This window comes from Nocardia sp. CA-120079 (genome assembly GCF_050955745.1).
Classification (GTDB): domain Bacteria; phylum Actinomycetota; class Actinomycetes; order Mycobacteriales; family Mycobacteriaceae; genus Nocardia.
Window position 1 is genome coordinate 958,209 of the sequence record NZ_CP192088.1, and the last position, 21,504, is coordinate 979,712.

At 66.9% G+C, this 21,504-nt stretch carries 22 protein-coding genes; 18 read left to right on the plus strand and 4 right to left on the minus strand.

Annotation, left to right across the window (positions count from 1 at the left end):
* Window positions 1-67 precede the first annotated feature (67 nt).
* Window positions 68-1,099 (plus strand): NAD-dependent epimerase/dehydratase family protein, encoded by a 1,032-nt coding sequence (locus tag ACQPYR_RS04595; RefSeq protein ID WP_433635010.1) that lies wholly within the window; start codon window positions 68-70, stop codon window positions 1,097-1,099.
* Entirely contained in the window at window positions 1,096-2,127 is a 1,032-nt protein-coding gene (locus ACQPYR_RS04600; protein WP_433628002.1) for a lysophospholipid acyltransferase family protein, read from the plus strand. The genes ACQPYR_RS04595 and ACQPYR_RS04600 overlap by 4 nt, the downstream gene beginning before the upstream one ends.
* On the opposite strand, the gene ACQPYR_RS04605 is transcribed toward ACQPYR_RS04600, so the two are convergent.
* Window positions 2,124-3,134: an HAD family hydrolase gene (locus ACQPYR_RS04605; RefSeq protein ID WP_157124690.1), complete on the minus strand. Its 1,011-nt coding sequence runs from the start codon at window positions 3,132-3,134 to the stop codon at window positions 2,124-2,126. The genes ACQPYR_RS04600 and ACQPYR_RS04605 overlap by 4 nt on opposite strands.
* Before the next feature lie 129 nt (window positions 3,135-3,263).
* Between ACQPYR_RS04605 and ACQPYR_RS04610 the strand changes: the two genes are divergently transcribed.
* The 5 genes from ACQPYR_RS04610 (at window position 3,264) to ACQPYR_RS04630 (ending at window position 8,798) form a co-directional block, all read left to right on the plus strand.
* Window positions 3,264-3,524 carry a glutaredoxin family protein gene (locus ACQPYR_RS04610; protein ID WP_433628005.1) on the plus strand — a complete coding sequence of 87 codons (261 nt, stop codon included), beginning with the start codon at window positions 3,264-3,266 and terminating at the stop codon, window positions 3,522-3,524.
* Window positions 3,525-3,775: 251 nt separating this feature from the next.
* Window positions 3,776-4,597: a redox-sensing transcriptional repressor Rex gene (locus ACQPYR_RS04615; RefSeq protein ID WP_063045358.1), complete on the plus strand. Its 822-nt coding sequence runs from the start codon at window positions 3,776-3,778 to the stop codon at window positions 4,595-4,597.
* Between the two features lie 73 nt (window positions 4,598-4,670).
* On the plus strand, window positions 4,671-6,140 hold the full coding sequence (locus ACQPYR_RS04620) for a glutamyl-tRNA reductase (RefSeq protein ID WP_433628008.1): 1,470 nt from the start codon (window positions 4,671-4,673) through the stop codon (window positions 6,138-6,140).
* The gene (hemC, locus tag ACQPYR_RS04625; protein WP_433628010.1) at window positions 6,137-7,171 is read left to right on the plus strand and encodes a hydroxymethylbilane synthase; all 1,035 of its coding nucleotides are present in this window, start codon (window positions 6,137-6,139) and stop codon (window positions 7,169-7,171) included. Before ACQPYR_RS04620 ends, hemC begins: the two co-directional genes overlap by 4 nt.
* 64 nt (window positions 7,172-7,235) lie before the next feature.
* Window positions 7,236-8,798, plus strand: coding sequence for a uroporphyrinogen-III synthase (locus ACQPYR_RS04630; protein ID WP_433628012.1), 1,563 nt, complete (start codon window positions 7,236-7,238; stop codon window positions 8,796-8,798).
* A 125-nt stretch (window positions 8,799-8,923) separates the two neighbouring features.
* Here the strand turns inward: ACQPYR_RS04630 and ACQPYR_RS04635 are convergent, their stop codons facing one another.
* Together ACQPYR_RS04635 and ACQPYR_RS04640 are read right to left on the minus strand one after the other, a co-directional pair.
* Window positions 8,924-9,232, minus strand: coding sequence for a hypothetical protein (locus tag ACQPYR_RS04635; RefSeq protein ID WP_433628014.1), 309 nt, complete (start codon window positions 9,230-9,232; stop codon window positions 8,924-8,926).
* 299 nt (window positions 9,233-9,531) lie between these two features.
* Window positions 9,532-10,344, minus strand: a complete 813-nt coding sequence (locus tag ACQPYR_RS04640; RefSeq protein WP_433628016.1) for a tetratricopeptide repeat protein — start codon at window positions 10,342-10,344, stop codon at window positions 9,532-9,534.
* Window positions 10,345-10,657: 313 nt separating this feature from the next.
* Between ACQPYR_RS04640 and hemB the strand changes: the two genes are divergently transcribed.
* The 5 genes from hemB to ACQPYR_RS04665 all read left to right on the plus strand — a co-directional run bounded on the left by hemB (window position 10,658) and on the right by ACQPYR_RS04665 (window position 14,345).
* Window positions 10,658-11,635: a porphobilinogen synthase gene (gene hemB / locus ACQPYR_RS04645; protein ID WP_433628017.1), complete on the plus strand. Its 978-nt coding sequence runs from the start codon at window positions 10,658-10,660 to the stop codon at window positions 11,633-11,635.
* Between the two features lie 416 nt (window positions 11,636-12,051).
* The gene (locus tag ACQPYR_RS04650) at window positions 12,052-12,588 is read left to right on the plus strand and encodes a hypothetical protein (RefSeq protein WP_433628019.1); all 537 of its coding nucleotides are present in this window, start codon (window positions 12,052-12,054) and stop codon (window positions 12,586-12,588) included.
* A 365-nt stretch (window positions 12,589-12,953) separates the two neighbouring features.
* Window positions 12,954-13,490: a hypothetical protein gene (locus ACQPYR_RS04655; protein WP_433628022.1), complete on the plus strand. Its 537-nt coding sequence runs from the start codon at window positions 12,954-12,956 to the stop codon at window positions 13,488-13,490.
* Window positions 13,487-13,753, plus strand: a complete 267-nt coding sequence (locus ACQPYR_RS04660) for a hypothetical protein (protein ID WP_433601143.1) — start codon at window positions 13,487-13,489, stop codon at window positions 13,751-13,753. Before ACQPYR_RS04655 ends, ACQPYR_RS04660 begins: the two co-directional genes overlap by 4 nt.
* A gap of 346 nt (window positions 13,754-14,099) precedes the next feature.
* Complete coding sequence (locus ACQPYR_RS04665; RefSeq protein ID WP_433628024.1) at window positions 14,100-14,345, plus strand: hypothetical protein; 246 nt, start codon at window positions 14,100-14,102, stop codon at window positions 14,343-14,345.
* A 30-nt stretch (window positions 14,346-14,375) separates the two neighbouring features.
* Here the strand turns inward: ACQPYR_RS04665 and ACQPYR_RS04670 are convergent, their stop codons facing one another.
* The gene (locus tag ACQPYR_RS04670) at window positions 14,376-14,756 is read right to left on the minus strand and encodes a hypothetical protein (RefSeq protein ID WP_433628026.1); all 381 of its coding nucleotides are present in this window, start codon (window positions 14,754-14,756) and stop codon (window positions 14,376-14,378) included.
* Window positions 14,757-14,946: 190 nt separating this feature from the next.
* Here ACQPYR_RS04670 and hemL point away from each other — a divergent pair, with 190 nt between their 5' ends.
* The 6 genes from hemL (at window position 14,947) to ccsB (ending at window position 21,379) form a co-directional block, all read left to right on the plus strand.
* Complete coding sequence (hemL, locus tag ACQPYR_RS04675; RefSeq protein ID WP_433628028.1) at window positions 14,947-16,284, plus strand: glutamate-1-semialdehyde 2,1-aminomutase; 1,338 nt, start codon at window positions 14,947-14,949, stop codon at window positions 16,282-16,284.
* On the plus strand, window positions 16,281-17,036 hold the full coding sequence (locus tag ACQPYR_RS04680; RefSeq protein WP_433628030.1) for a histidine phosphatase family protein: 756 nt from the start codon (window positions 16,281-16,283) through the stop codon (window positions 17,034-17,036). Before hemL ends, ACQPYR_RS04680 begins: the two co-directional genes overlap by 4 nt.
* Window positions 17,033-17,656, plus strand: a complete 624-nt coding sequence (locus ACQPYR_RS04685; protein ID WP_433628031.1) for a TlpA disulfide reductase family protein — start codon at window positions 17,033-17,035, stop codon at window positions 17,654-17,656. Before ACQPYR_RS04680 ends, ACQPYR_RS04685 begins: the two co-directional genes overlap by 4 nt.
* Window positions 17,657-17,937: 281 nt before the next feature.
* Window positions 17,938-18,774: a cytochrome c biogenesis CcdA family protein gene (locus tag ACQPYR_RS04690; protein WP_433628034.1), complete on the plus strand. Its 837-nt coding sequence runs from the start codon at window positions 17,938-17,940 to the stop codon at window positions 18,772-18,774.
* Window positions 18,771-20,408, plus strand: coding sequence for a cytochrome c biogenesis protein ResB (gene resB, locus ACQPYR_RS04695; RefSeq protein WP_433628036.1), 1,638 nt, complete (start codon window positions 18,771-18,773; stop codon window positions 20,406-20,408). The genes ACQPYR_RS04690 and resB overlap by 4 nt, the downstream gene beginning before the upstream one ends.
* A 2-nt stretch (window positions 20,409-20,410) precedes the next feature.
* Entirely contained in the window at window positions 20,411-21,379 is a 969-nt protein-coding gene (ccsB, locus tag ACQPYR_RS04700; RefSeq protein WP_433628038.1) for a c-type cytochrome biogenesis protein CcsB, read from the plus strand.
* Window positions 21,380-21,504 lie beyond the last annotated feature (125 nt).

Below are 21,504 nucleotides of genomic sequence, written 5' to 3' on the forward strand. Positions count from 1 at the left end.
GCTGTCACAGTTGGGATCCGGTGCGGTGGGTTCTGAAATACGGGATGGACATACACCCAAGGTGGTGATGGTGACCGGTGCCAGCCGATTCTTCGGCGGCAACGTGGTCGCGCGTTTGGCCCAGGATCAGACCGTCGAACACATCCTGGCCGTCGACACCATGACCCCGAGTCGTGAACTGCAACGACGCATGGGCCGCGCCGAATTCGTTCGCGCCGATATTCGAAATCCCTTGATTCGCAAGGTGATCGGCGGCAATGAGGTCGATACCGTCGTGCACGCCGCGATGCTCACGCATCCACCGGCCGGTGGTGGCCGGGCGGTGATGAAGGATCTCAACGTGCTCGGCGCCATGCAGCTGCTCGCGGTCTGTCAGAAATCGCCTTCGGTGCGGCGCGTGGTGGTGCGCTCGACCTCCGCGATCTACGGATGCAGTGCGAAGGATCCCGCGAAATTCACCGAAGAAATGAGCGCGCGAACCCCACCGAGTGGTTGGTTTGCTCGCGACATGATCGAAATCGAAGGATTCGTCCGCGGACTCGCGCGGCGGCGTCCGGATATCGCCGCTTCGATTTTGCGTTTGGCGCCCATTGTCGGCCCGCGGTTGGCCCGGCGTGGTGTGCAGTATCTGCGTTCACCCGTCGCTCCGACGGTTCTCGGCCGCGATGCCAGGCTGCAGTTGCTGCACGAGGAGGACGCCATCGCCGCGATGGCGCACGCGGCACGGCAGGCGCCCGGCGGCACCTACAACATCGCGGGAGACGGCGCACTGGTGTTGTCGCAGGCGATCCGGCGTGCGGGCCGGATCGAGCTGCCGATCCCGTGGTCGGTCTTCCGTACCGCGGGCCGCGCGATCATGGGCCCGATCATGCGGGACTTCACCAGTGAGCAGATCGACTATTTCCACTTCGGCTGTGGCCTCGACACCACCCGTATGCGCACCGAACTCGGTTTCGTCCCGCGCTGGACGACGGTGCAGGCATTCGACGACTTCATCGGGGGCGCAGCGTCGCGGCCCGTCATCGATCCAGCGTGGATCGATGCCGCAGAACATAAACTGCTCGGCCTGCTCGGGGCCGCTACGGGAGCACATACATGAATGACGTAGCGAAAGTCATCCAACTCCACGATCTGAATATCGAAACGCGCCAGCGGAACACGCCGCGGCGCTGGCCGGAACCGGTGACCGGCGAGGTCGCGCCGAGCCAGGTGGTGACGTCGCTGACCGAACGTCTCGCGGCCGCCGAACCCCCGACGCCGCATTCGGTGTCGGACATGCTGCGCGGCGCCATCGGCAAGCAGATCCGCACCACCGCGGATTTCCTGCGTCGTCGGGTCACCGGCGACTATCAGGTCGACGAATTCGGCTTCGACGAGCATCTGCTCGAATCGTTGATCCTGCCCGCGCTGCGCCCGCTCTCGGATTATTGGTTCCGAGTGCAGGTCAACGGGATCGAGAACATTCCGGAAGCAGGCGGTGCGCTGATCGTCGCCAACCATGCGGGCACCATTCCGCTCGACGGGCTGATGCTGCAACTGGCGATCCACGATCGGCATCCGAAGGAACGCGCGCTACGCCTGCTAGCCGCCGATCTCCTCTTCGAGACGCCGGTGCTCGGCGTGCTCGCGCGCAAGGCCGGGCACACCCTGGCCTGCCATCCGGATGCCGAAAGGCTTTTGCGTGCAGGCGAATTGACCGGCGTGTTCCCGGAGGGCTTCAAGGGCGTCGGCAAGCAGTTCACCGACCGCTACAAGCTGCAGCGCTTCGGTCGCGGCGGATTCGTCGCGGCGGCGGTGCGCACCGGCACGCCGATCATCCCGTGCTCGATCGTCGGCTCGGAGGAGATCTATCCGAAGCTGGCCGATATCAAGCCGCTCGCCCGGCTGCTCAATGTGCCGTATTTCCCGGTGACGCCGCTGTTCCCGCATCTGGGTCCGCTCGGCGCGCTGCCGCTGCCGTCGAAGTGGTACATCGAATTCGGCGAGCCCATCGCGACCACCGGCTACGAGGCCGAGGACGCCGACGATCCGATGACCATGTTCGAGGTCACCGATCAGGTCCGCGAAACCATTCAGCAGACCCTCTACAAACTGCTCACCAAGCGCCGCAACCCGTTCACCGGCTAGTGCTCGCGGCGCCGGGTGACCGCGGCGGCGACCGCGCCGCCGGCGGCGCCGAGTGCCAGCGCGGTCGGCACGCCGATCTTGGCTGCCTTGCGTCCGGTGCGGAAATCACGGATCTCCCAGCCGCGATTCTTCGCCACCTCGCGTAGGTCCGAATCCGGATTGATCGCCACCGCGGTGCCGACCAGTGACAGCATCGGCACATCGTTGTGGCTGTCGGAGTAGGCCGTACAACGCTTGAGGTTCAAGCCTTCTCGGACCGCCAGCGTGCGCACCGCATGCGCCTTGCCGAGTCCGTGCAGGATGTCGCCGACCAATCGCCCGGTGAACTTTCCGTCGACGCTCTCGGCGACGGTGCCGAGCGCGCCGGTGAGCCCGAGCCGCTTGGCGATCACCTGCGCCAGCTCGACCGGGGTCGCGGTCACCAGCCATACCTGCTGGCCGGCGTCCAAGTGCATCTGCGCCAAAGCCCTTGTGCCGGGCCAGATCTTGTCGGCGATGATCTCGTCGTAGATCTCCTCGCCGAGGGCGGCCAGTTCGGCGGTGGGGCGGCCCGCGATGAATGCCAGCGCCTTCTCCCGGCCTGCGGCCATATCGGTGCTGTTCTCCTTGCCGGTGACCCGGAACTTCACCTGCTTCCAGGCGACGTCCACCAGATCGGAGGTCTTGAAGTATTTGCGCGCGGCCAAGCCGCGGGCGAAATGCACGATCGACGCACCCTGCACCATGGTGTTGTCGACATCGAAGAATGCGGCCGCGGTCAGATCCCGCGGCACCTCGGGCCCGATGGCCTCGATATCGGCTTCGGCGAGTTCGGCATCGTGCAGCGACAGCGCCGCCTCGGCACTGGCCTCACCGGCCAGATTGGCCCGCAGCTCTTCCTCGCTCGGGCCGAAGGGGCTGCGAGAGATGCGCGCGAGCTGGTCCTGCAGACCCTGGCCGAGCCGGCCCTGATTCCACCGCACCGGAAACTCACCGAATCGTCCCGCGATGAAACCTGCCCTTGCCACCTTCGATCGTTCCGGCACCAGTACCTCCGCCCGTCGCGCGAACCACAACCACATTAGCTGGCCGCGGTGACAGTTAAGGCACTACCGCGCGCTCCGATCGGGGCGTGGCGAGGGGATTTAATATCGGCCATGACCAATCCCACACATTCGGTGACGCTGCTGACGAGATCGGGCTGCGGGCTCTGCGTCATCGCGTTGGAGCAACTCCGGGCGATCTGCGCCGATTTCGACATCGAGCCGTCGACCGTCGACGTGGACGAAGCCGCCGGAACCGACCCTGGCCTGCGCGCGGAGTACGGCGACCGGCTTCCCGTCGTGCTTCTGGACGGCCGTGAGCACAGCTATTTCGATGTCGACGAGCCCCGATTGCGGGCCGACTTGACTCGCTGAGCGATTGCTGATCCGGCCCGATTCCGCCGCGCTGCTGGTCGCGGCGGAAAATGAGGCCAAATTCACCGACTTTGTGAAGGGCTGCACAAGCGGTTACGGTGGTGGCACGCGACCCGCTCGCCGAGGCTGCGGATCCACCGCGTAATGAACCCAGCATTCCGAATACTTCGACCATGGCACCGGACCGCCCCGGGCACGAGGTCGAACGACGAACCGGACCTCGCCGGAGGCCGGAACGAGGAGCCGACGACGTGACAGAGCAGCATGAGGCGCCGAGTGGCGTCTCCGGCAGGGCTCTGCAAAAGGACATCCCCCAAGCCACCGTGGCGCGGCTGGCCACATATCTCCGGGTCCTGGCCATGTTGGCCGACGACGGTGTTGCCATCGTATCGAGTGAGGAACTGGCTGTCGCGGCGGGTGTCAATTCGGCCAAGTTGCGCAAGGACCTTTCCTTCCTCGGCCCCAACGGTGTTCGGGGTGTCGGCTATGACGTCGCCAAGTTGCGCACCAGGATCGAGGATGTGCTCGGGCTCTCGCAGGGACATCGGGTGGTACTGGTCGGCGCCGGAAATCTGGGCCGGGCACTGGTCGGCTACGGCGGGTTCCGGCGCCGCGGTTTCACCGTGGTCGGCATGTTCGACAGCCACCCCGAGGTGATCGGCCGGTCGGTCGCCGGTCTGGTGGTGCGCGATGTCGCGGATCTGGCCCCGGCCATCGACGCCTTGAAGCCGACCATCGCGGTGATCACCGTGCCCGACGACGCGGCACAGGACGTTTGCGATCTGCTGGTCGCCTCCGGGCTGCAGTCGATTCTGAGCTTTGCTCCATGTGAGCTGACCGCGCCGGAGACGGTGGAGGTGCGCCGGGTCGATCTGGCGGTCGAGTTGCAGATGCTGTCGTTCGAGACCGCACGCAATGCGCCGCCGCTGCCCGAGGTCGCGCACGCCGTTTCCGGCCGCATCGCCCACCGCGCGCCCGCGCACACTGCTGCCGGACATCCGGCGCTCAAGCACTCGACGTCCTCGCATTCGGCAACGGAGCCATCCAGCAAGGGATCGGTGGTCACACCATGAGTGAGCGCAGCGAACGAATCATGCGCCGGCGCGCAATGCGCATGACGCAGCCGAGCGCTTGCGAGGCGGAGTCATGAGCATTCTTCTGGTCGGGATTTCGCATCGCAGCGCGCCCGTCTCGATTCTGGAGAAGGTCGCGATCACCGACGCGGACCGGCCGAAACTGATCGATCGAATGCTCACCTCCAGCCATGTGTCCGAGGCGATGATCGTCTCCACCTGCAACCGCGTCGAGGTCTACGCGGTGGTGGACGCCTTCCACGGCGGCCTCGCCGAAGTCGGCGATTTGCTGACCAAACATTCCGGCCTCCCGCTGCCGGATCTGACCAAGCACGCCTACGTCCGCTACAGCGAGGCCGCCGCCGAACACCTGTTCGCGGTGGCCAGCGGCCTGGATTCGATGGTGATCGGCGAGCAGCAGGTGCTCAGCCAGATCCGCGGCGCCTACGCTTCCGCCGACGCTCAGCAGGCGGTCGGGCGGACCCTGCACGAACTCGCGCAGCACGCGCTGCGCGTCGGCAAGCGGGTGCATTCGGAGACCGGTATCGATCGGGCCGGCGCGTCGGTGGTTTCGGTGGCGCTGGATCGTGCGCAGCATGTGCTCGGCCCGCTCGCCGGGCAGACCGCCGTGGTGCTCGGGGCCGGGGCGATGGGCGGGCTCGCGGTGGCGCATCTGTCGCGGGCGGGCATCGGCCGCATCCTCGTGGTGAATCGCACGTCGGCCCGGGCCAAGCGGCTCGCCGCGACCGCGCGCAGTCACGGTGTCGAGGCTCATTCGATGGAACTGTCGCGCCTGACCGAGGCGATGGCGGCCGCGGATGTCGTCATCACCTGTACCGGCGCGGTCGGCGCGGTGGTGACGCTGGCCGATACCCACCGCGCACTCGCCGAACGCGAGCGCGCCAGCCAGGTGGAACGGCCGTTGGTGTTCTGCGATCTCGGTCTGCCGCGCGATGTCGAACACGCGGTAGCCGGACTGCCCGGTGTCACCGTCATCGATATCGAGACATTGCAGCGCGATCCGGCGGCCGGTGCGGCCGCCGACGACACCGCCGCCGCCCGCTCGATCGTCGCCGACGAACTCGCGAAATACCTTGCAGGCCAGCGCATGGCGGAGGTCACTCCGACCGTTGCCGCATTGCGGCAGCGCGCGGCCGAGGTGGTCGAGGCCGAATTGCTGCGGCTGGATTCCCGGCTGCCCGGACTGGCCGATCCGGAACGTGACGAGGTGGCGCGCACCGTGCGTCGCGTGGTGGACAAGTTGCTCCACGCGCCGACGGTGCGCGTTAAACAGTTGGCCTCCACCCCGGGTGGCGATACCTACGCCGAGGCGCTGCGGGAACTGTTCGAGCTCAAACCCGGTGCGGCGCAAGCGGTCGCGGCTCCGATGGAACTCAGTTCGATCAGCGACGAGCATACGGCGATTCGCTTCTTCGGCGATGTTGCGGTCGACCCGGAAGCGATCGTCGGCGGCAGCGAGATCGCACTGGCCGACGACTTCACCGCCGGACACCGCGGCGAAGAACAGGGGCAGACGTCATGACAGTTGTGCAGGAAGAGGAAAACGTGACCGCAGGCAGCATTCGCGTGCCGTGGCGGATCGGCACCAGAGGCAGTTTGCTCGCCCTCACGCAGGCGGGCACGATCCGCGACAATCTGATCGCGGCCGGGCACGATGCGGAGCTGGTGGTCGTCAAGACCGCGGGCGATCTGTCCGCGGATCCGGTGCAGCAGATCGGTGTCGGCGTCTTCACCTCGGCACTGCGTGACGAACTCGCCGCCGGCAAAATCGATATCGCGGTGCATTCGTACAAGGACCTGCCGACCGCACAGGATCCGCGTTTCACCATCGCCGCCATCCCGCCCCGCGAGGATCCGCGCGACGCACTGGTGGCGCGCGACGGTCTGGTGCTCGGTGAACTTCCCGCCGGTGCCAAGGTCGGCACCTCCGCGCCGCGCCGCGCGGCGCAGTTGCGTGCCCTCGGACTCGGGCTGGACATCGTGCCGCTGCGTGGCAATCTCGACACCCGGCTGCGCAAGGTCAGCGAGGGGGAGTTGGACGCGGTCGTGGTGGCCAGGGCCGGACTGGCCAGAATCGGCCGGCTCGACGTGGTCACCGAGGCGCTGGAGCCGGTGCAGATGTTGCCCGCGCCCGCACAGGGTGCGTTGGCGGTCGAATGCCGCAGCGATGACAGCGAACTCATCAAGGCGCTGACCGAACTAGACGACGCCGCGACCCGTGCGTCCGTCATTGCCGAACGGTCGCTGCTGGCCGAACTGGAGGCCGGTTGCACCGTGCCGATCGGCGCGATCGCCGAGGTCGTCGAATCGCTCGACGATGACGGCAGAATTGTCGACGAACTCTCGCTGCGCGGTTGCGCGGCGGCCGTCGACGGCTCCGATGTATTGCGAGCCTCCGTGGTCGGCGCTCCCGAGCGCGCTGCGGAGCTCGGCCGCGAGTTGGCCCGGGAACTGCTCGATCTGGGCGCCCGTGAGTTGCTCAGCACGCCGGAAGCAGCGGTTAGTCCGCCCACTGACTTTTACAATTCCAGCCCAATGGAGAACAGCCAATGAGCGAGCGCATCAACAACACAGTGCCCCCGGCGATGTCCGTGCCGAGCGCTAGCGAGGTACGGGCATGAGCCGAGCACACAAGAAGCATCCAGGACGGATCCTGTTTGTCGGGTCGGGGCCCGGCGACGCGGCACTGCTGACAGTGCGTGCGCGCGAGGTGCTGGGGCGGGCGACATTGGCATTCACCGATCCCGATGTCGACAAGGGCGTGCTCGCCCTGATCGGTATCGCGGTCGAGCCGGGCGAGGACGGTGAACGTCCGGTGGACGTGCGGCCCGCGCTCGGCGACGCCGCCGAGGTGGCCAAGACGCTGATCGCCGAGGCCCGCGGTGGCCACGACGTGGTCCGGGTGGTCGCGGGTGATCCGCTGACGACCGATTCGGTGATCGCCGAGGTCAATGCGGTGACGCGTTCGCATATGGTCTTCGAGGTGCTGCCGGGCCTGCCCAATGGTTCCGCGGTGCCGAGTTTCGCCGGTATCGCGCTCGGTTCCGGGCACACCGAGGCCGATGTGCGCGGTGAGGTCGACTGGGCCGCACTGGCCGCCGCGCCCGGCCCGCTGGTGCTGTCGGCGACCTCGGGTCATCTGGCCGAAACCGCGAGTGCGCTGGTCGAACACGGTATGGCGCCGCAGACCCCGGTCGCGGTGACGGTGCGCGGCACCACCCGCCAGCAGCGCACCATCGAGGCCACCCTGGCCACGCTCAACAGTGCGGCCTCCGAACTGGTCGGCCCGCTGGTGGTGACCATCGGCAAGGTGGTCGCGCAGCGGTCGAAGATGTCGTGGTGGGAGTCGCGGGCGCTGTACGGCTGGACCGTGTTGGTCCCGCGCACCAAGGAGCAGGCATCCGAGATGAGCGAGCGGCTGGTCACCCACGGCGCCATTCCGATGGAGGTGCCGACCATCGCGGTCGAGCCGCCGCGCAGTCCGGCGCAGATGGAGCGCGCGGTCAAGGGGCTGGTCGACGGCCGCTATCAGTGGGTGGTATTCACCTCCACCAACGCGGTGCGTGCGGTCTGGGAGAAGTTCGCCGAATTCGGTCTGGACGCTCGGGCCTTCTCCGGTGTGAAGATCGCCTGCGTCGGCGAGGCCACCGCGGATAAGGTGCGCTCGTTCGGGATCAATCCGGAGCTGGTGCCGAGCGGTGAACAGTCGTCCGAGGGCCTGCTCGCCGACTTCCCGCCCTACGACGACGTTTTCGATCCGGTGAACCGAGTCCTGTTGCCGCGCGCGGACATTGCCACTGAAACCCTGGCCGAGGGGCTGCGCGATCGTGGCTGGGAAATCGATGACGTGACCGCCTACCGTACGGTGCGCGCCTCGCCGCCGCCGGCCGAGACCCGCGAGATGATCAAGACCGGCGGCTTCGACGCGGTGCTGTTCACCTCGTCTTCCACGGTCCGCAATCTGGTCGGTATCGCGGGTAAGCCGCACGCGCGCACCATCGTTGCGTGCATCGGCCCGAAGACCGCCGAGACGGCCATCGAATTCGGTCTGCGCGTGGATGTGCAGCCGGAGGTCGCCCAGGTCGGTCCGCTGGTCGAGGCGCTGGCCGAGCATGCGGCCCGCCTGCGCGCCGAGGGCCTGCTGCCCCCACCGCGCAAGAAGAGCCGCCGCAGCCGCTAGATATCCGTTGGCCTACCCGGTTGGGCGGCGAGAGTGCAGGCTGTTTCGAGCGACCTGCAAGCAGTCGCCGACGCCGGCTCTCTCGCCGCGCAACCGGAGCCGCCGCAACCGTCGAGCTCCGTTGATCAGCGGCTGTAGCGCATAAGGGTCCGCACCAAACGGCAGGTGGTGTCGGACGGCGGGCGGATATCGATGAGTTCGGCTGTGCGCCGGATCCTTTCGTTGCTGGCTTGGCTCGGCAGATAGATCCCGGAGTCCAGCAGGGCGATGGTCAGGCGCATCGCCTTGAGTCGTCGATTGTGCGAGATGTACCACTTGCGCGGTCGCCCGGCGGGCAGCGGCCGCTTCTGCAGTGGAACATAGGGCCGAACTGTGTTGTTTCGAGCGAGCTGCAAGCGATCGCTGACCTTCGACTTCGGTGCGGTGTTGGGCACGGTGGCGTCCTCCCGTCGCAATCGGGAACCGGAGCGATTCCCTCGAACACGCCTTCGATTTTACTACTGCCCACCGACAAAAACGCCCGCTCACAAGGGATTTCGCACGCTATGGCGAATCGCTCCCCGGCGCACACCTTCGGTCGGAAGGCCCGGTGTGTCGCGCGGTGGGTCCTTATGCGCGAGGCCCGGAAGGTGTGCGAGAGCTCAGTCGGTCGGCGGTGACCGAGTTCGAGCCGAGGGCTTGGGGTCGCGGTGCGCGGCTGTGGGCCGAGGGCCCGGGTCGGTGGTTTGTGCGCTCAGAGTTCGTGGAGGAGTTCGAGCGCTCGAGGGTGGCCCAGGATCGCGGCGCGCTCGAGCCAGTAGCGGGCGTCCCTGTGCGCCTGGGCTTTTGTCGCGAGATTGTCCGTCCGCACAGGTTGCTCTCGCAGGAATCGCGCGAGCTGGAACATCGAATCGGCATCTCCTGCTTCGGCGCCGCGGCGCAACCACCGCTCGCCCTCGACCCAGTCGCCGTGGTCGAGGAAGATCGCGCCCAGCACGGCCATAGCATCGTGGCGACCGCGCCGGATGGCCTCGGTCAGCAGCGTGACCGCCCTTTCGATTTCACCGTCGCGCGCCAGATATACGCCGAGAGTGCGCATGGCCGTTGGACTTCCGGCGCGCACCGCGCGCTCGTACCAATGCCGCGCCTCATTGTCGACACCGCGTCGACTCGCGACAACACCCATATTGCACAGCGCCGCCGGCAGCCCGTCCTCGGCCGCGGGCAGGAACCACACCTCGGCGGCGTCGAGATTTCCGCGCTCCAAATGCAGCGTGCCCAATTGCTGATCCGCCCCCGGACAACCCGCCGCGATCGCGAACTCCAGCCATCGAATCGCATCCGAGATCCGGCCATCGGCGGCGAGTAATGCGCCGAGGCCGGCCATGGCCGGTCCGCTGCCTCGGGCGGCGGCGCGGCGGAACCACTGCTCGGCCTCCGCCGTCTCACCCGCCTCGAATAACCGCTGCGCCAACTGCACGATCACGCCCGGATCCCCGCCACGCGCCAGTCTCCGCAGACCCGCCCAATCGGTGCGTCGCCGCGGCGGCGTCGCGAATTCGGTCATCGCGTACTCCTGGAACAAGCCCGGCTAGTCCCCACCATCATCCGCCCCTCGCACCGCACTCTTCGAGCGCCGGTAAATCCCCGGCGACCGCCGCGTGGCCCGCAGTGTCGCGCGGCGGGCTTATCGAATCCTCGGGACATCCTTAACGCGGATGACTTGGTGCCCTCCGATCGGCCGAACGGTCGGGCCGACAGGAGGGGCGATCCGTTCGGCGGCGGAAAGATGCAGATGCCGCCGGGCTTCCCGGCGCGCTGATCCATCGGCGCACCCCGCCGCTTGTGACTCGCATTCGGGCCGGGCGTATCGTGCGGTTATGACCGGATTGGACCGCCCGCGGCGGTTGCGCCGTACCCCCGCCCTGCGTCGTCTCGTGGCTGAAACAACTCTCGAGCCACGGCAATTGGTGCTGCCGATGTTCGTCGCCGACGGACTGGACGAGCCGCGCGAGATCAGTTCCATGCCGGGCGTGCTGCAGCATTCGATGGATTCGCTGCGCAAGGCGGCGGTGGAGGCGGTCACCGCGGGCGTGGGCGGGCTCATGCTCTTCGGTGTGCCGCGGCCCGAGGACAAGGACGCCACCGGCAGCAAGGCCAGCGATCCCGATGGCATTCTCAACCGGGGTCTGCGCGCGCTCGCCGACGAGGTCGGCGACTCGACGGTGGTCATGGCCGATACCTGTCTCGACGAATTCACCGATCACGGCCACTGCGGCGTGCTGTCCGCGGACGGTGCCGTCGACAACGACGCCACCCTGCACCGCTATGTGGAGATGGCGCTCGCGCAGGCCGAAGCCGGGGCGGATCTGCTCGGTACCAGCGGCATGATGGACGGTCAGGTCGGCGCGATCCGGCGCGGCCTGGACGCGGTCGGGCGCACCGATACCGGCATCCTCGCCTACGCCGCGAAGTACGCCTCGGCGTTCTACGGTCCGTTCCGCGAGGCGGTCGCCTCCTCGCTGGAAGGGGATCGACGCAGTTACCAGCAGGATCCGGCGAACCGTCGCGAGGCGATCCGGGAACTGCAACTGGATCTGGCCGAGGGCGCGGACATCGTGATGGTCAAGCCGGCGATGTCGTATCTGGACATCCTGCGCGATGTCGCCGACCAATCGACGGTACCGGTGGCCGCATATCAGATCTCGGGCGAATACGCGATGATCACCGCCGCCGCCCAGCGCGGCTGGATCGACCGCCACGCTGCCATCCTGGAATCGCTGATCGGCATCCGCCGGGCCGGCGCGGATATGGTGCTCACCTACTGGGCGACCGAGGCCGCGCACTGGCTGTCGTGACGAATCCGCCCAGACCCGAGGCGCCGGGTTCGGCGTCCGGCAGTCCGAAGTCGGTCGAGTCGGAACCGGTGAGCCCGGAATCGTCCACATCGCAATTATCCGGCTCCGCGGCAAGTGGTCCGAATTCGCCGGAGCGCGAGTCACTCGGTTCGAATCCGCACGAGTCGGATTCTCCGGGACCGGATTCCCCCGCGCCATTTTCGCAGGGAGCGTCGCCTGGGCCGCAGGACGCTCAGTCGCCCGTGGGGGCAGAGGGGCCGGAGGTGTCCGTGAGGATCGATCCGAATCCTGCCGGTCATAGTTTTGCACCTGCGGAACCGCTCGGTTCGAGTACTACAGGCGCGAATCCGTCGGGTGCGGATCCGCACGGGCCGATTCCGCACGGGGTGTATGGGCCGATGCCGTATCCGCCTGAGATGTATCCACCCGGGGCGTATCCGGGTGGGCCCGTTGTCGGGCCGCCGCCGCGGCCGGAACCGCCGGAGGATATTCGGACGGCGCGGCAATTGTGGTGGGGCGTAATCGGATTCGGCATTCTGCAGATGATCGGGTCGGTTGTCGCGGCTTTTCAGCAGCGCAAGGATTTCGCGCAGAAGATGTTCGACCAGGTGCACGTCGGCGATCCGAATTTCACGATGGCCAATGCGGAGTTGATGGTCTCGTTGGCCTTCGTGGTCGCTGTGGTGATCGGGTTGGCGCTGGCCGCATTCGCCTTGCTGTTCGTGCACCAGTTCGTGCGCGGAAAGCTATGGGCACGGACGCTTTTGACCGCCGTCGGCGTCTGGTTGGTGCTGGTCGCGGTCGGCACACTGTTCGCGCTGGAAGCGGTGACCGGAGCGGCCTCGCTGGTGGCCGGTGCGGCGGCGATCGTGCAGGGCGTGCTGGCGGCGGGTGCGGTGTACCTGAGTCACCGTCCGGACTCGACCGCGTACTTCCAGATGAATCGCAGGTGAACGAAGGCTGGAGCCATCCGCGAGTTTGTCAAGAAATCGGCAGCATGTATCGTGAGGGTTGTCACAGAGGACATGGGAACCGGAAGTCATTTGTTACGCGTTGTCTTACGTTTTGTAAGTACGTCGACCAGATGGCTCCGGGAGATCGGAGGCATCGATGCGAGTGGTGATCCAACAGCCCCAGAGCATTCGACGAGATCTGCTTGTACTGAGCCTGCTGATCCTGTTCGCGTTGGTCACCGTCGCGCTGCTGATCCTGCCCGGCGCGGTCGGCTGATCCGGGACCGGGTGTCGATTCCCGTCGCCGTGCTCGACTGGCCCTTTCGCGCGACCTGCAAGCAGTCGCCAGCGGCCGGGAGCATGGTGTGACGGATTCCGCGGATGGCGCGACCATTTTGTTCGCCGAACCGGGCGCGCGCTGGCGTTCGGTGGCCTACGGGCCGTTGCTGTGTCTGATCGTGTTGATTCTGGAATTGGTGACCGCTGATCAGGTCCACTGGTTCGCGCTCATTTTCTGTGCCGCGCTGATCGCGGGTTTCGTTGTGCTGCAGGTGATCGCCGGACAGCGGCATGTGAGCGTCGAGTTGACCACCGACACGCTGCGCGATGGCACCGAGACCTTGCCGCTGGCGTCCATCGCTGCGGTGCTGCCCGAGCACGACGAGGACTCCTGGGATGATGAGGATTGGGAATCGGCGCGCTCGCTCGGCGAATTGGGCGGGGTGCCACGCCGGCGCAAGGGCATCGGGCTGCGGCTCGTCGGTGGTGAACTGGTGCAGGCGTGGGCGAAGGATCACCGCGGACTGCGGGCCGCGCTCACCGAAGCGCTCGGCGGGACCGATGCCGACCTGCCTACGCGGACCGAGGAAACCGAAAACAGCGAGAACGGAGCGGATCGTTGACGCGCTTGATTGCGCTCGGTGACCGGATGCTTGCGGCATTGGTCGAATCAACGCTCGCGCTGGGGTGCGCGGTTCTCGCGGTGGTGAGTTGGCGCAACGGGCTGATCACCACCACCTTCGCGCCGTCAGGGGACGTGCCCGGCTTCGATTCAACCCGCTACAGCGCTCCGTGGTTGGTGCTCGCCGCTTTCCTGGTCATGGTGGCCGGCGTGCTCGCGATCGATGCCTTCGCGCGCACGGTGCGTGCCGCGCGTTCGCGCTGAACCAGGGCAATCACCGGCGATCCGGATCGCCGCACCAGTTTGTTCGCGAATTTCGCGGGAACATCGCAGGCATGACGGCGACAATTCCATCGTTTTCGCTACTGAATCTGCTGCCGGTTCCGTTGGCCTGTCTGCTGACAACCGGTTTCGTCGGGCTCTGCTTGGGTGTCACCTCGTAGCGCCGCACCTCGGGCGCAACGGCGATCCGAGACGTGCCCTGGCGCATCGGCCGCGACTGCACTACCGTGCAAGTGCCGCGCCGCGAGGTGCAACGGTCGGCATTCAGTGAATACTGTTGTGGCCGTTATGCTTTCGGTCGGCATCCGAATTGTGTCGACTGGGAGAAATGCTTGTGATTCGTTTTGCCGGGAAAGTGTGCGCGGCGGTCGTCGCGGCGGCCGCGATCGGTGCGGCGCCCGCATGGGCCGCACCGGGACTGCCGCTGGAGCCCACTGCCCAGACCGACACTCAGACCGAGGTGGCCCAGCCCGCGCCGATCTTCGTGCCCGATTCGGGTTCGGCCGGTGTGTACAACAACTTCATGTGCCAGCTGCACACCATCTCGGCCTCGGCGCCGTGCATGTACACCTGAGTTCGTCAACCCCCGCCGACGGCCGTCCCGCTAGTTCCAACTCTGATAGATGTCGAGCGTGCGGCCGTCCCTGGTGCCCGGCGCGTTGAGGTACACGGTGACGGTGCCGTCCGGATGCCTGGCCGCCTCCATGATGACCTGGCGCAATGAGGCGTGCACTCCGCCGTTCTCGTCGCGGTAGATCTCGGTGTCACTCTTCAGCCCGGCGCCGATCCGATTGAGCGGCACCACCATGGTGACCAATGCGGGCAGTGGTCCGTCGCCGAGGGCCGTGGTCTCCGCGTGATCCAGATGCAGCCCGATCCGATCGGGCTGGCTGACCGGATCCGCGGCGGCTGCGGTCCCGGTGCCGACGGTGACGGCGGCGGCGAGCGCGGCGAAGATCGTGGCGCTGATGACGGCGAACCGCATTGGACCCTCCCGATGGGTTAGATGGTGCGACGACCCACCGAGATTACGCATCGGTAATGGGTCGGCGACCGATATCGGCCGCAACCATGATCGGCGTGTTGCGCCGAAGAGACCGCGGTGCGTGCGGTCTGCGTCACTCGACTACACCCTGTCGTCGACTCGTTCCAATCGGGCTGAGACACTGGACGTCGTGAGTTCTTCTCCGCGCGCGACCAGGGCATCGGTGCCGGTCTCGGCTCAGCTCTTCGACCGGGCCGCTTCGGTGATTCCGGGTGGTGTGAATTCGCCGGTGCGGGCCTTCAAGTCCGTGGGTGGCACACCGCGATTCATCGCATCGGCCAAGGGCTGCACGCTCATCGATGTCGACGGCAATGAGTATGTCGACCTGGTGTGTTCCTGGGGTCCGATGATTCTCGGCCACGCGCATCCCGAGGTGGTCGAGGCGGTGCAGCGCGCGGCCGTCGGCGGACTGTCCTTCGGCGCGCCGACCGAGGCCGAGATCGAACTCGCCGAGCTGATCGCCGAGCGGGTAACGCCGGTGGACCGGGTCCGCCTGGTCAACTCCGGCACCGAGGCCACCATGAGCGCGGTCCGGCTGGCCCGCGGCTACACCGGTCGCACCAAGATCATCAAGTTTTCGGGTTGCTACCACGGCCATGTGGACGCACTCCTTGCCGACGCCGGATCCGGCGTCGCCACCCTCGGGCTGCCGACCTCGCCCGGTGTCACCGGTGCGCAGGCGGGCGACACCATAGTGCTGCCGTACAACGACATCGAGGCCGTTGCCGCCGCGTTCGCCGCGCATCCGGGTGAAATCGCGTGTGTGATCACCGAAGCGGCCGCGGGCAATATGGGTGCGGTCGCACCGCTGCCCGGTTTCAACGAGGGCCTGCGCAAGCTGACCGCCGACGACGGCGCGCTGCTGATCATGGACGAGGTGATGACCGGGTTCCGGGTGAGCCGGTCCGGCTGGTTCGGCCGCGACGGTGTCGCCGGTGACCTCTACACCTTCGGCAAGGTGATGAGCGGTGGGCTGCCTGCCGCCGCGTTCGGCGGTCGCGCCGAGATCATGAATCACCTTGCGCCGCTTGGCCCGGTGTATCAGGCGGGCACCCTTTCCGGGAACCCGGTTGCCGTCGCCGCCGGCCTCGCCTCGCTGCGTGCGGCCGATGACGCGGTGTACGCCGCACTCGATCGCAATGCCGAGCGGCTGGGCGGCTTGTTCACCGAGGCGCTCGGTGCCGCGGGGGTCGAGCATCAGGTCCAGTTCGCGGGCAATATGGTGAGCGTGTTCTTCGCCGACCGTCCGGTCACCGACTACGCCGCCGCCAAAGCCAGCCAGACCTGGCGTTTCCCCGCTTTCTTCCACGCACTGCTCGACGGCGGTGTGTATGCGCCGCCGAGCGCGTTCGAAGCATGGTTCGTCTCCGCGGCGCTCGACGAGGACGCATTCGACCGTATCGCCGCCGCCCTGCCCGCCGCCGCACATGCGGCCGCGGCCGCCACCCCCGAAGGATCCCGCGCGTGAGTTCCGACCAGCCAGATTCAGAAATGCGCGAACTACCAGACACCCCTGTCGACAGCGCGGAAACGGCCGCCCTCGCCGACGAGTCCGATGCCGCTGCGCCGGTCGGCGCGGTCGAGGACGACACCGTCGAGACCATCGTGCATGTGCTGCGGCACGGCGAGGTGCACAACCCGAAGGGCATTCTCTACGGTCGCCTGCCCGGGTTCAGCCTCTCGGTGACCGGTCGGTCACAGGCCGGTGCGGTGGCGCGGTCGTTGGCCGACCACGACATCGCGATGGTGATCGCCTCGCCACTGCAGCGTGCGCAGGAGACCGCCGAGCCGATCGCGCGTCAGCACGGGCTGCTCGTGCGCACCGATGAGAATCTGATCGAGGCCGGTAATACCTTCGAGGGCCTGCGGGTTTCGGTCGGCGACGGTGCGCTGCGCAAGCCGAGGCACTGGTGGAAGCTGCGCGATCCGTTCACCCCGTCCTGGGGCGAGCCGTATCTGCAGATCGCGCACCGCATGCTGGCCGCGGTCAACAAGGCCAGGGTCGAAGCGGCCGGACACGAGGCGGTCCTGGTCTCGCATCAGCTGCCGGTCTGGACGCTGCGGCGGTTCCTGCAGGGCCAGCGGCTCTGGCACGATCCGCGGCACCGGCAGTGCTCGCTCGCCTCGCTGACCTCGCTGGTCTACCAGGGCGACACCCTCGTCGACATCGTCTACTCCGAGCCCGCAGGCGGTTCGGATCCCACGGTGCACGGCGCATGAGAACTTCTTCCCGGCCGTCGGCCCGGCGTTTCACGTCGGTCCTGCTCGCGTGCGTGGCCCTGGTGGCCGCGCTCGCGGGTTGTTCGACCGGGAAGGATGCGGTGGCCTCCGGCGGTACGTTCGAATTCGTCTCGCCCGGCGGCAAAACCGATATTTTCTACGATCCGCCCGCCGCGCGTGGCACCATCGGCAAGCTCGCCGGGCTGGATCTGATGACCTCGGGCAAGACCACCTCGGTCGCCGACTTCCCGGACAAGGTGGTCGTGCTCAATCTGTGGGGGCAGTGGTGCGGGCCGTGCCGTGCCGAGGCGCCCGCGCTCGAAAAGGTCTACGAGGCAACCAAGGACAGGGGCGTCGTCTTTATCGGCATCAATGTCCGTGATTTCCAGCAGGACAAGGCGCAGGACTTCGTCGTCGACAACAAGGTCGGTTATCCGTCCGTCTACGACCCGTCCATGCGCACCCTGCTCGCGCTCGGCGGCAACTTCCCGACCAGTGTCATTCCCACCACGCTGGTGCTGGATCGGCAACATCGGGTCGCCGCTGTCTTCCTCCGCTCGCTCTTGGCGGAAGACCTCCAACCAGTTGTCGAACGCATTGCCGCGGAAGGTTCGCAGTGACCCCGCACAAGCCGTTCGGCCCATGTCGTAATTACGTCCCGCTCGATAGCGAGCGGTAGGAAAGGTGCAATCGTGATTCGCGATCGCCGTACTCGTAGCCCGCGTGCCTGTCGCCCGCGGCAGGCCGCCCGTCTCGTTCGCGGTGTCTGGACGGTCGATGACCGGTGGGTCGGCGTTGCCGCCGTGCCACGCAGCGCCGCAGCCGATTCCATGATGGACTTCGCGCCGGAAGCCGCGCCGGTGCCCGAGCGAGCTGATCGACCCCCGGTGGAGACCGACTGATGGTGCTTGCCGCAGTAGGTGATTCGTTCCAGCAAACGGCGGCGACGGGGCCGCTGTTATTGGCGCTCGGCGCATGCGTACTGGCCGGACTGGTCTCGTTCGCCTCGCCGTGTGTGGTGCCGCTGGTGCCGGGTTACCTGTCTTATCTGGCCGGGCTGGTCGGCGCCGAGGCGCCGCCCGCCACCGCAGCGCAGGCCAAAAGCCTTGGCGGCACAGCGGTTTCGGTCGATCGGGCTGCGGCACGTACGGGTCGGATCCGAGTGGCCGGTGCGGCCGGTTTGTTCGTCGCGGGCTTCACCGTGGTGTTCGTGCTCGCCACCGCAACGGTTTTCGGCGTCATCCAGACCTTGAACGTGAATCGTGAACTGCTGCAACGGGTCGGCGGTGTGGTCACCATCCTGATGGGTCTGGTGTTCATCGGCTTGGTCCCCGCGTTGCAGCGCGATACGCGGATGGAGCCGCGCAGGCTGACCAGTATTCTGGGCGCTCCGCTGCTCGGCGCGGTCTTCGCGCTCGGTTGGACGCCGTGTCTCGGGCCGACGCTGTCCGGGGTGATGGCGGTTTCGGCGGGGACCGGGGGCACGACAGCCGTGCGCGGCGTCGCACTGATCGTCGCCTATTGCCTCGGCCTCGGACTGCCGTTCGTGATCCTGGCCTTCGGGTCGGCGAGTGCGTTGCGCGGGGTCGGTTGGCTGCGGCGCAATTCGCGCACCATTCAGATCATCGGGGGCATATTGCTCGTCGCGGTCGGGATCGCGCTGGTCACGGGGGCGTGGGACCAGTTCGTCGCCTGGGTGCGCGACGGGTTCGTTTCCGAGGTGACGCTGCCGATATGACCGTGATCGACAGACCCGAGGCGCCGGTGACGCAGCCGAAGCAGTCCCCGGTCGGGCGTGCCTGGGCGCTCGTGCGCAATGCCTGGCGTGGGCTCACCAGTATGCGCACCGCGCTGGTATTGCTGTTCCTGCTGGCCCTCGGCGCGATTCCGGGCGCGCTGCTGCCGCAGCGAAATCTCAACGAGGGCAAGGTCGACCAGTACATCGCCGACCGCCCGACGCTCGGACCGTGGATGGACCGGTTCCAGCTGTTCGACGTGTTCTCCAGCTTCTGGTTCACGGCAATCTATGCGCTGCTGTTCATTTCGCTCGTCGGCTGCATTCTGCCGCGCTGCCTGGACCACTATCGCGCGCTGCGCACGCCACCGGTCCGGGTGCCGCGCAACCTGTCTCGGCTGCCGCACCATTACTCCGAGACCATCGATGGCACCCCGGACGCCGCGCTCGAGCACGCTCGAAAAGAGTTGCGCGGCTGGCGGACCGAGGTCCGCGACGGCACTCGTGAAGGTGAGATCACCCTCTCCGCGGAGAAGGGTTACACCCGCGAACTCGGCAATCTCGTCTTCCACCTGGCCCTGGTCGGGCTGCTCGTCGCGATCGCGGTCGGCAAGCTGTTCGGTTACGAGGGCAGCGTGATCGTCATCGCGAACAACGGGCCCGGCTTCTGCACCACCTCGCCCGCGGTCTTCGACTCGTTCAAGGCGGGCAATATCAACGACGGCACCGGCATGGCGCCATTGTGCGTGCGGGTCAAGGACTTCAAGGCCGACTACCTGCAGAACGGTCAGGCCGAGATGTTCACTTCGCATATCGAATATCAGGCAGGCGGCGATCTGCAGAGCGATACCTGGCGTGATGCGCAGGTCCAGGTGAACCATCCGCTGCGGGTCTCAGGGGACCGGTTGTATCTGCAGGGCCACGGTTACGCGCCGACGTTCACGGTGACCTTCCCGAACGGCCAGACCCGAACCGAGACCGTCCAATGGCGGCCCGACAACGCGCAGACCTTCCTGTCCAGCGGTGTGCTGCGGATCGATCCGCCCGGCGGCATGTACGCGACCGATGAAGAGCGCCGCAAGAACCAGATCGCCATCGAGGGACTGTTCGCGCCGACCGCGCTACTGCACGGCAGCCTGCTCACCTCCTCGTTCCCGACCATGAACGATCCGGCCGTCGCGGTGGACATCTATCGCGGCGATACCGGCCTCGATACCGGTAAGCCGCAGTCGCTCTTCGCGCTGGATCCCGAGCAGGTCAAGCAGGGGCGACTGACCAAGGAGGCCAGGGTCAACCTGCGTCCCGGCGAGTCGTCGACGCTGCCCAATGGCACCAAGGTCACCTTCGACGGTGCGCAGGAATTCGTGAATCTGCAGGTATCGCACGATCCGGCGCAGCAGTGGGTGCTGGTGAGCGCGCTGGCCATGATGGCCGGGCTGCTGGTGTCGCTGCTGGTGAAGCGGCGACGCATCTGGATCCGCGTGTACCCGGCCGATGGCGAAGCGGGTACCGTTGGCAAACGACGCACCGTAGTAGAGATGGGCGGGCTCGCCAGAACCGATCAGGCGGGCTGGGGCGGCGAATTCGATCGCCTGCGCAAGCGCCTGCTCGATGACCGATCCGCCACGGGAGAGTGACCATGCCGATCGACAACACCATCGCCCAGTACAGCGATCTCGCCTTCAAATCGGCGATCGTCGTGTACGCGCTGGTGCTGGTGCTGCTGATCGTGCAGTACGCGGCGGCGCGGACGCAGAAGGTCGTCGCGCGTGAACTGGTAACTGCCGGTGGTGGTTCCGATCGTCCCGCCGGACCCGGTCGGGTCGAGATGCCGCAGACCAAGCCGTTCGCCGAACGCGCAGGCAATATGGCGTTCTCGGTGCTGTTCGTCGCCATCGCGCTGCATGTGACCTCGATCGTATTGCGCGGCTTCGCAACCCACCGCTTCCCGCTTGGCAACATGTACGAATTCGTCACCATGGCGACCGCCGCGGCCGCCGTGGTCGGCATGGTGTTCCTGCGCGAACAACGCTACCGCTCGATGTGGGTCTTCCTGCTCGTCCCGATCCTTATCCTGCTGTTCCTGGCCGGCACCGTGCTGTACGCCGACGCGGCACCCGTTGTGCCGGCACTGAAGTCGTTCTGGTTGCCCATCCACGTCACCATCGTCAGCATCGGCAGCGGCGTCTTCCTGGTCTCCGGCATCGCCAGCCTGCTGTTCCTCTACCGCCTGCGTCAGCCCGAAGGCGCCGAATCCGACAACATCCTCGGCACCATCGCCCGCCGCCTCCCCGACGCCCGCACCCTGGACCGCCTCGCCTACAAAACCACGATCATCGGCTTCCCACTCTTCGGCGCCGGCGTAATCCTCGGCGCCATCTGGGCCGAAGCCGCCTGGGGCCGCTTCTGGGGCTGGGACCCGAAGGAAACCTGCTCCTTCATCGCCTGGGTCCTGTACGCCGCCTACCTCCACGCCCGCGCAACCTCGGGTTGGCGCGACACGAAGGCCGCGTACATCAACATCGCCGGGTTCGTGGCGATGCTCTTCAACCTCTTCATCATCAACATCGTGATCAGTGGATTGCACTCGTACGCAGGGCTGAACTAAAGGGCTTTACCAGCGGAAATGGGGCGGGACGCGACACGCCCCTGCAGCCTGAACGTGCCGGGCCGGTGTCCCACTTATGCTTGCCAGTTATTAGCTATGTGGGTCCGTTCATGCGATTTCGCCGC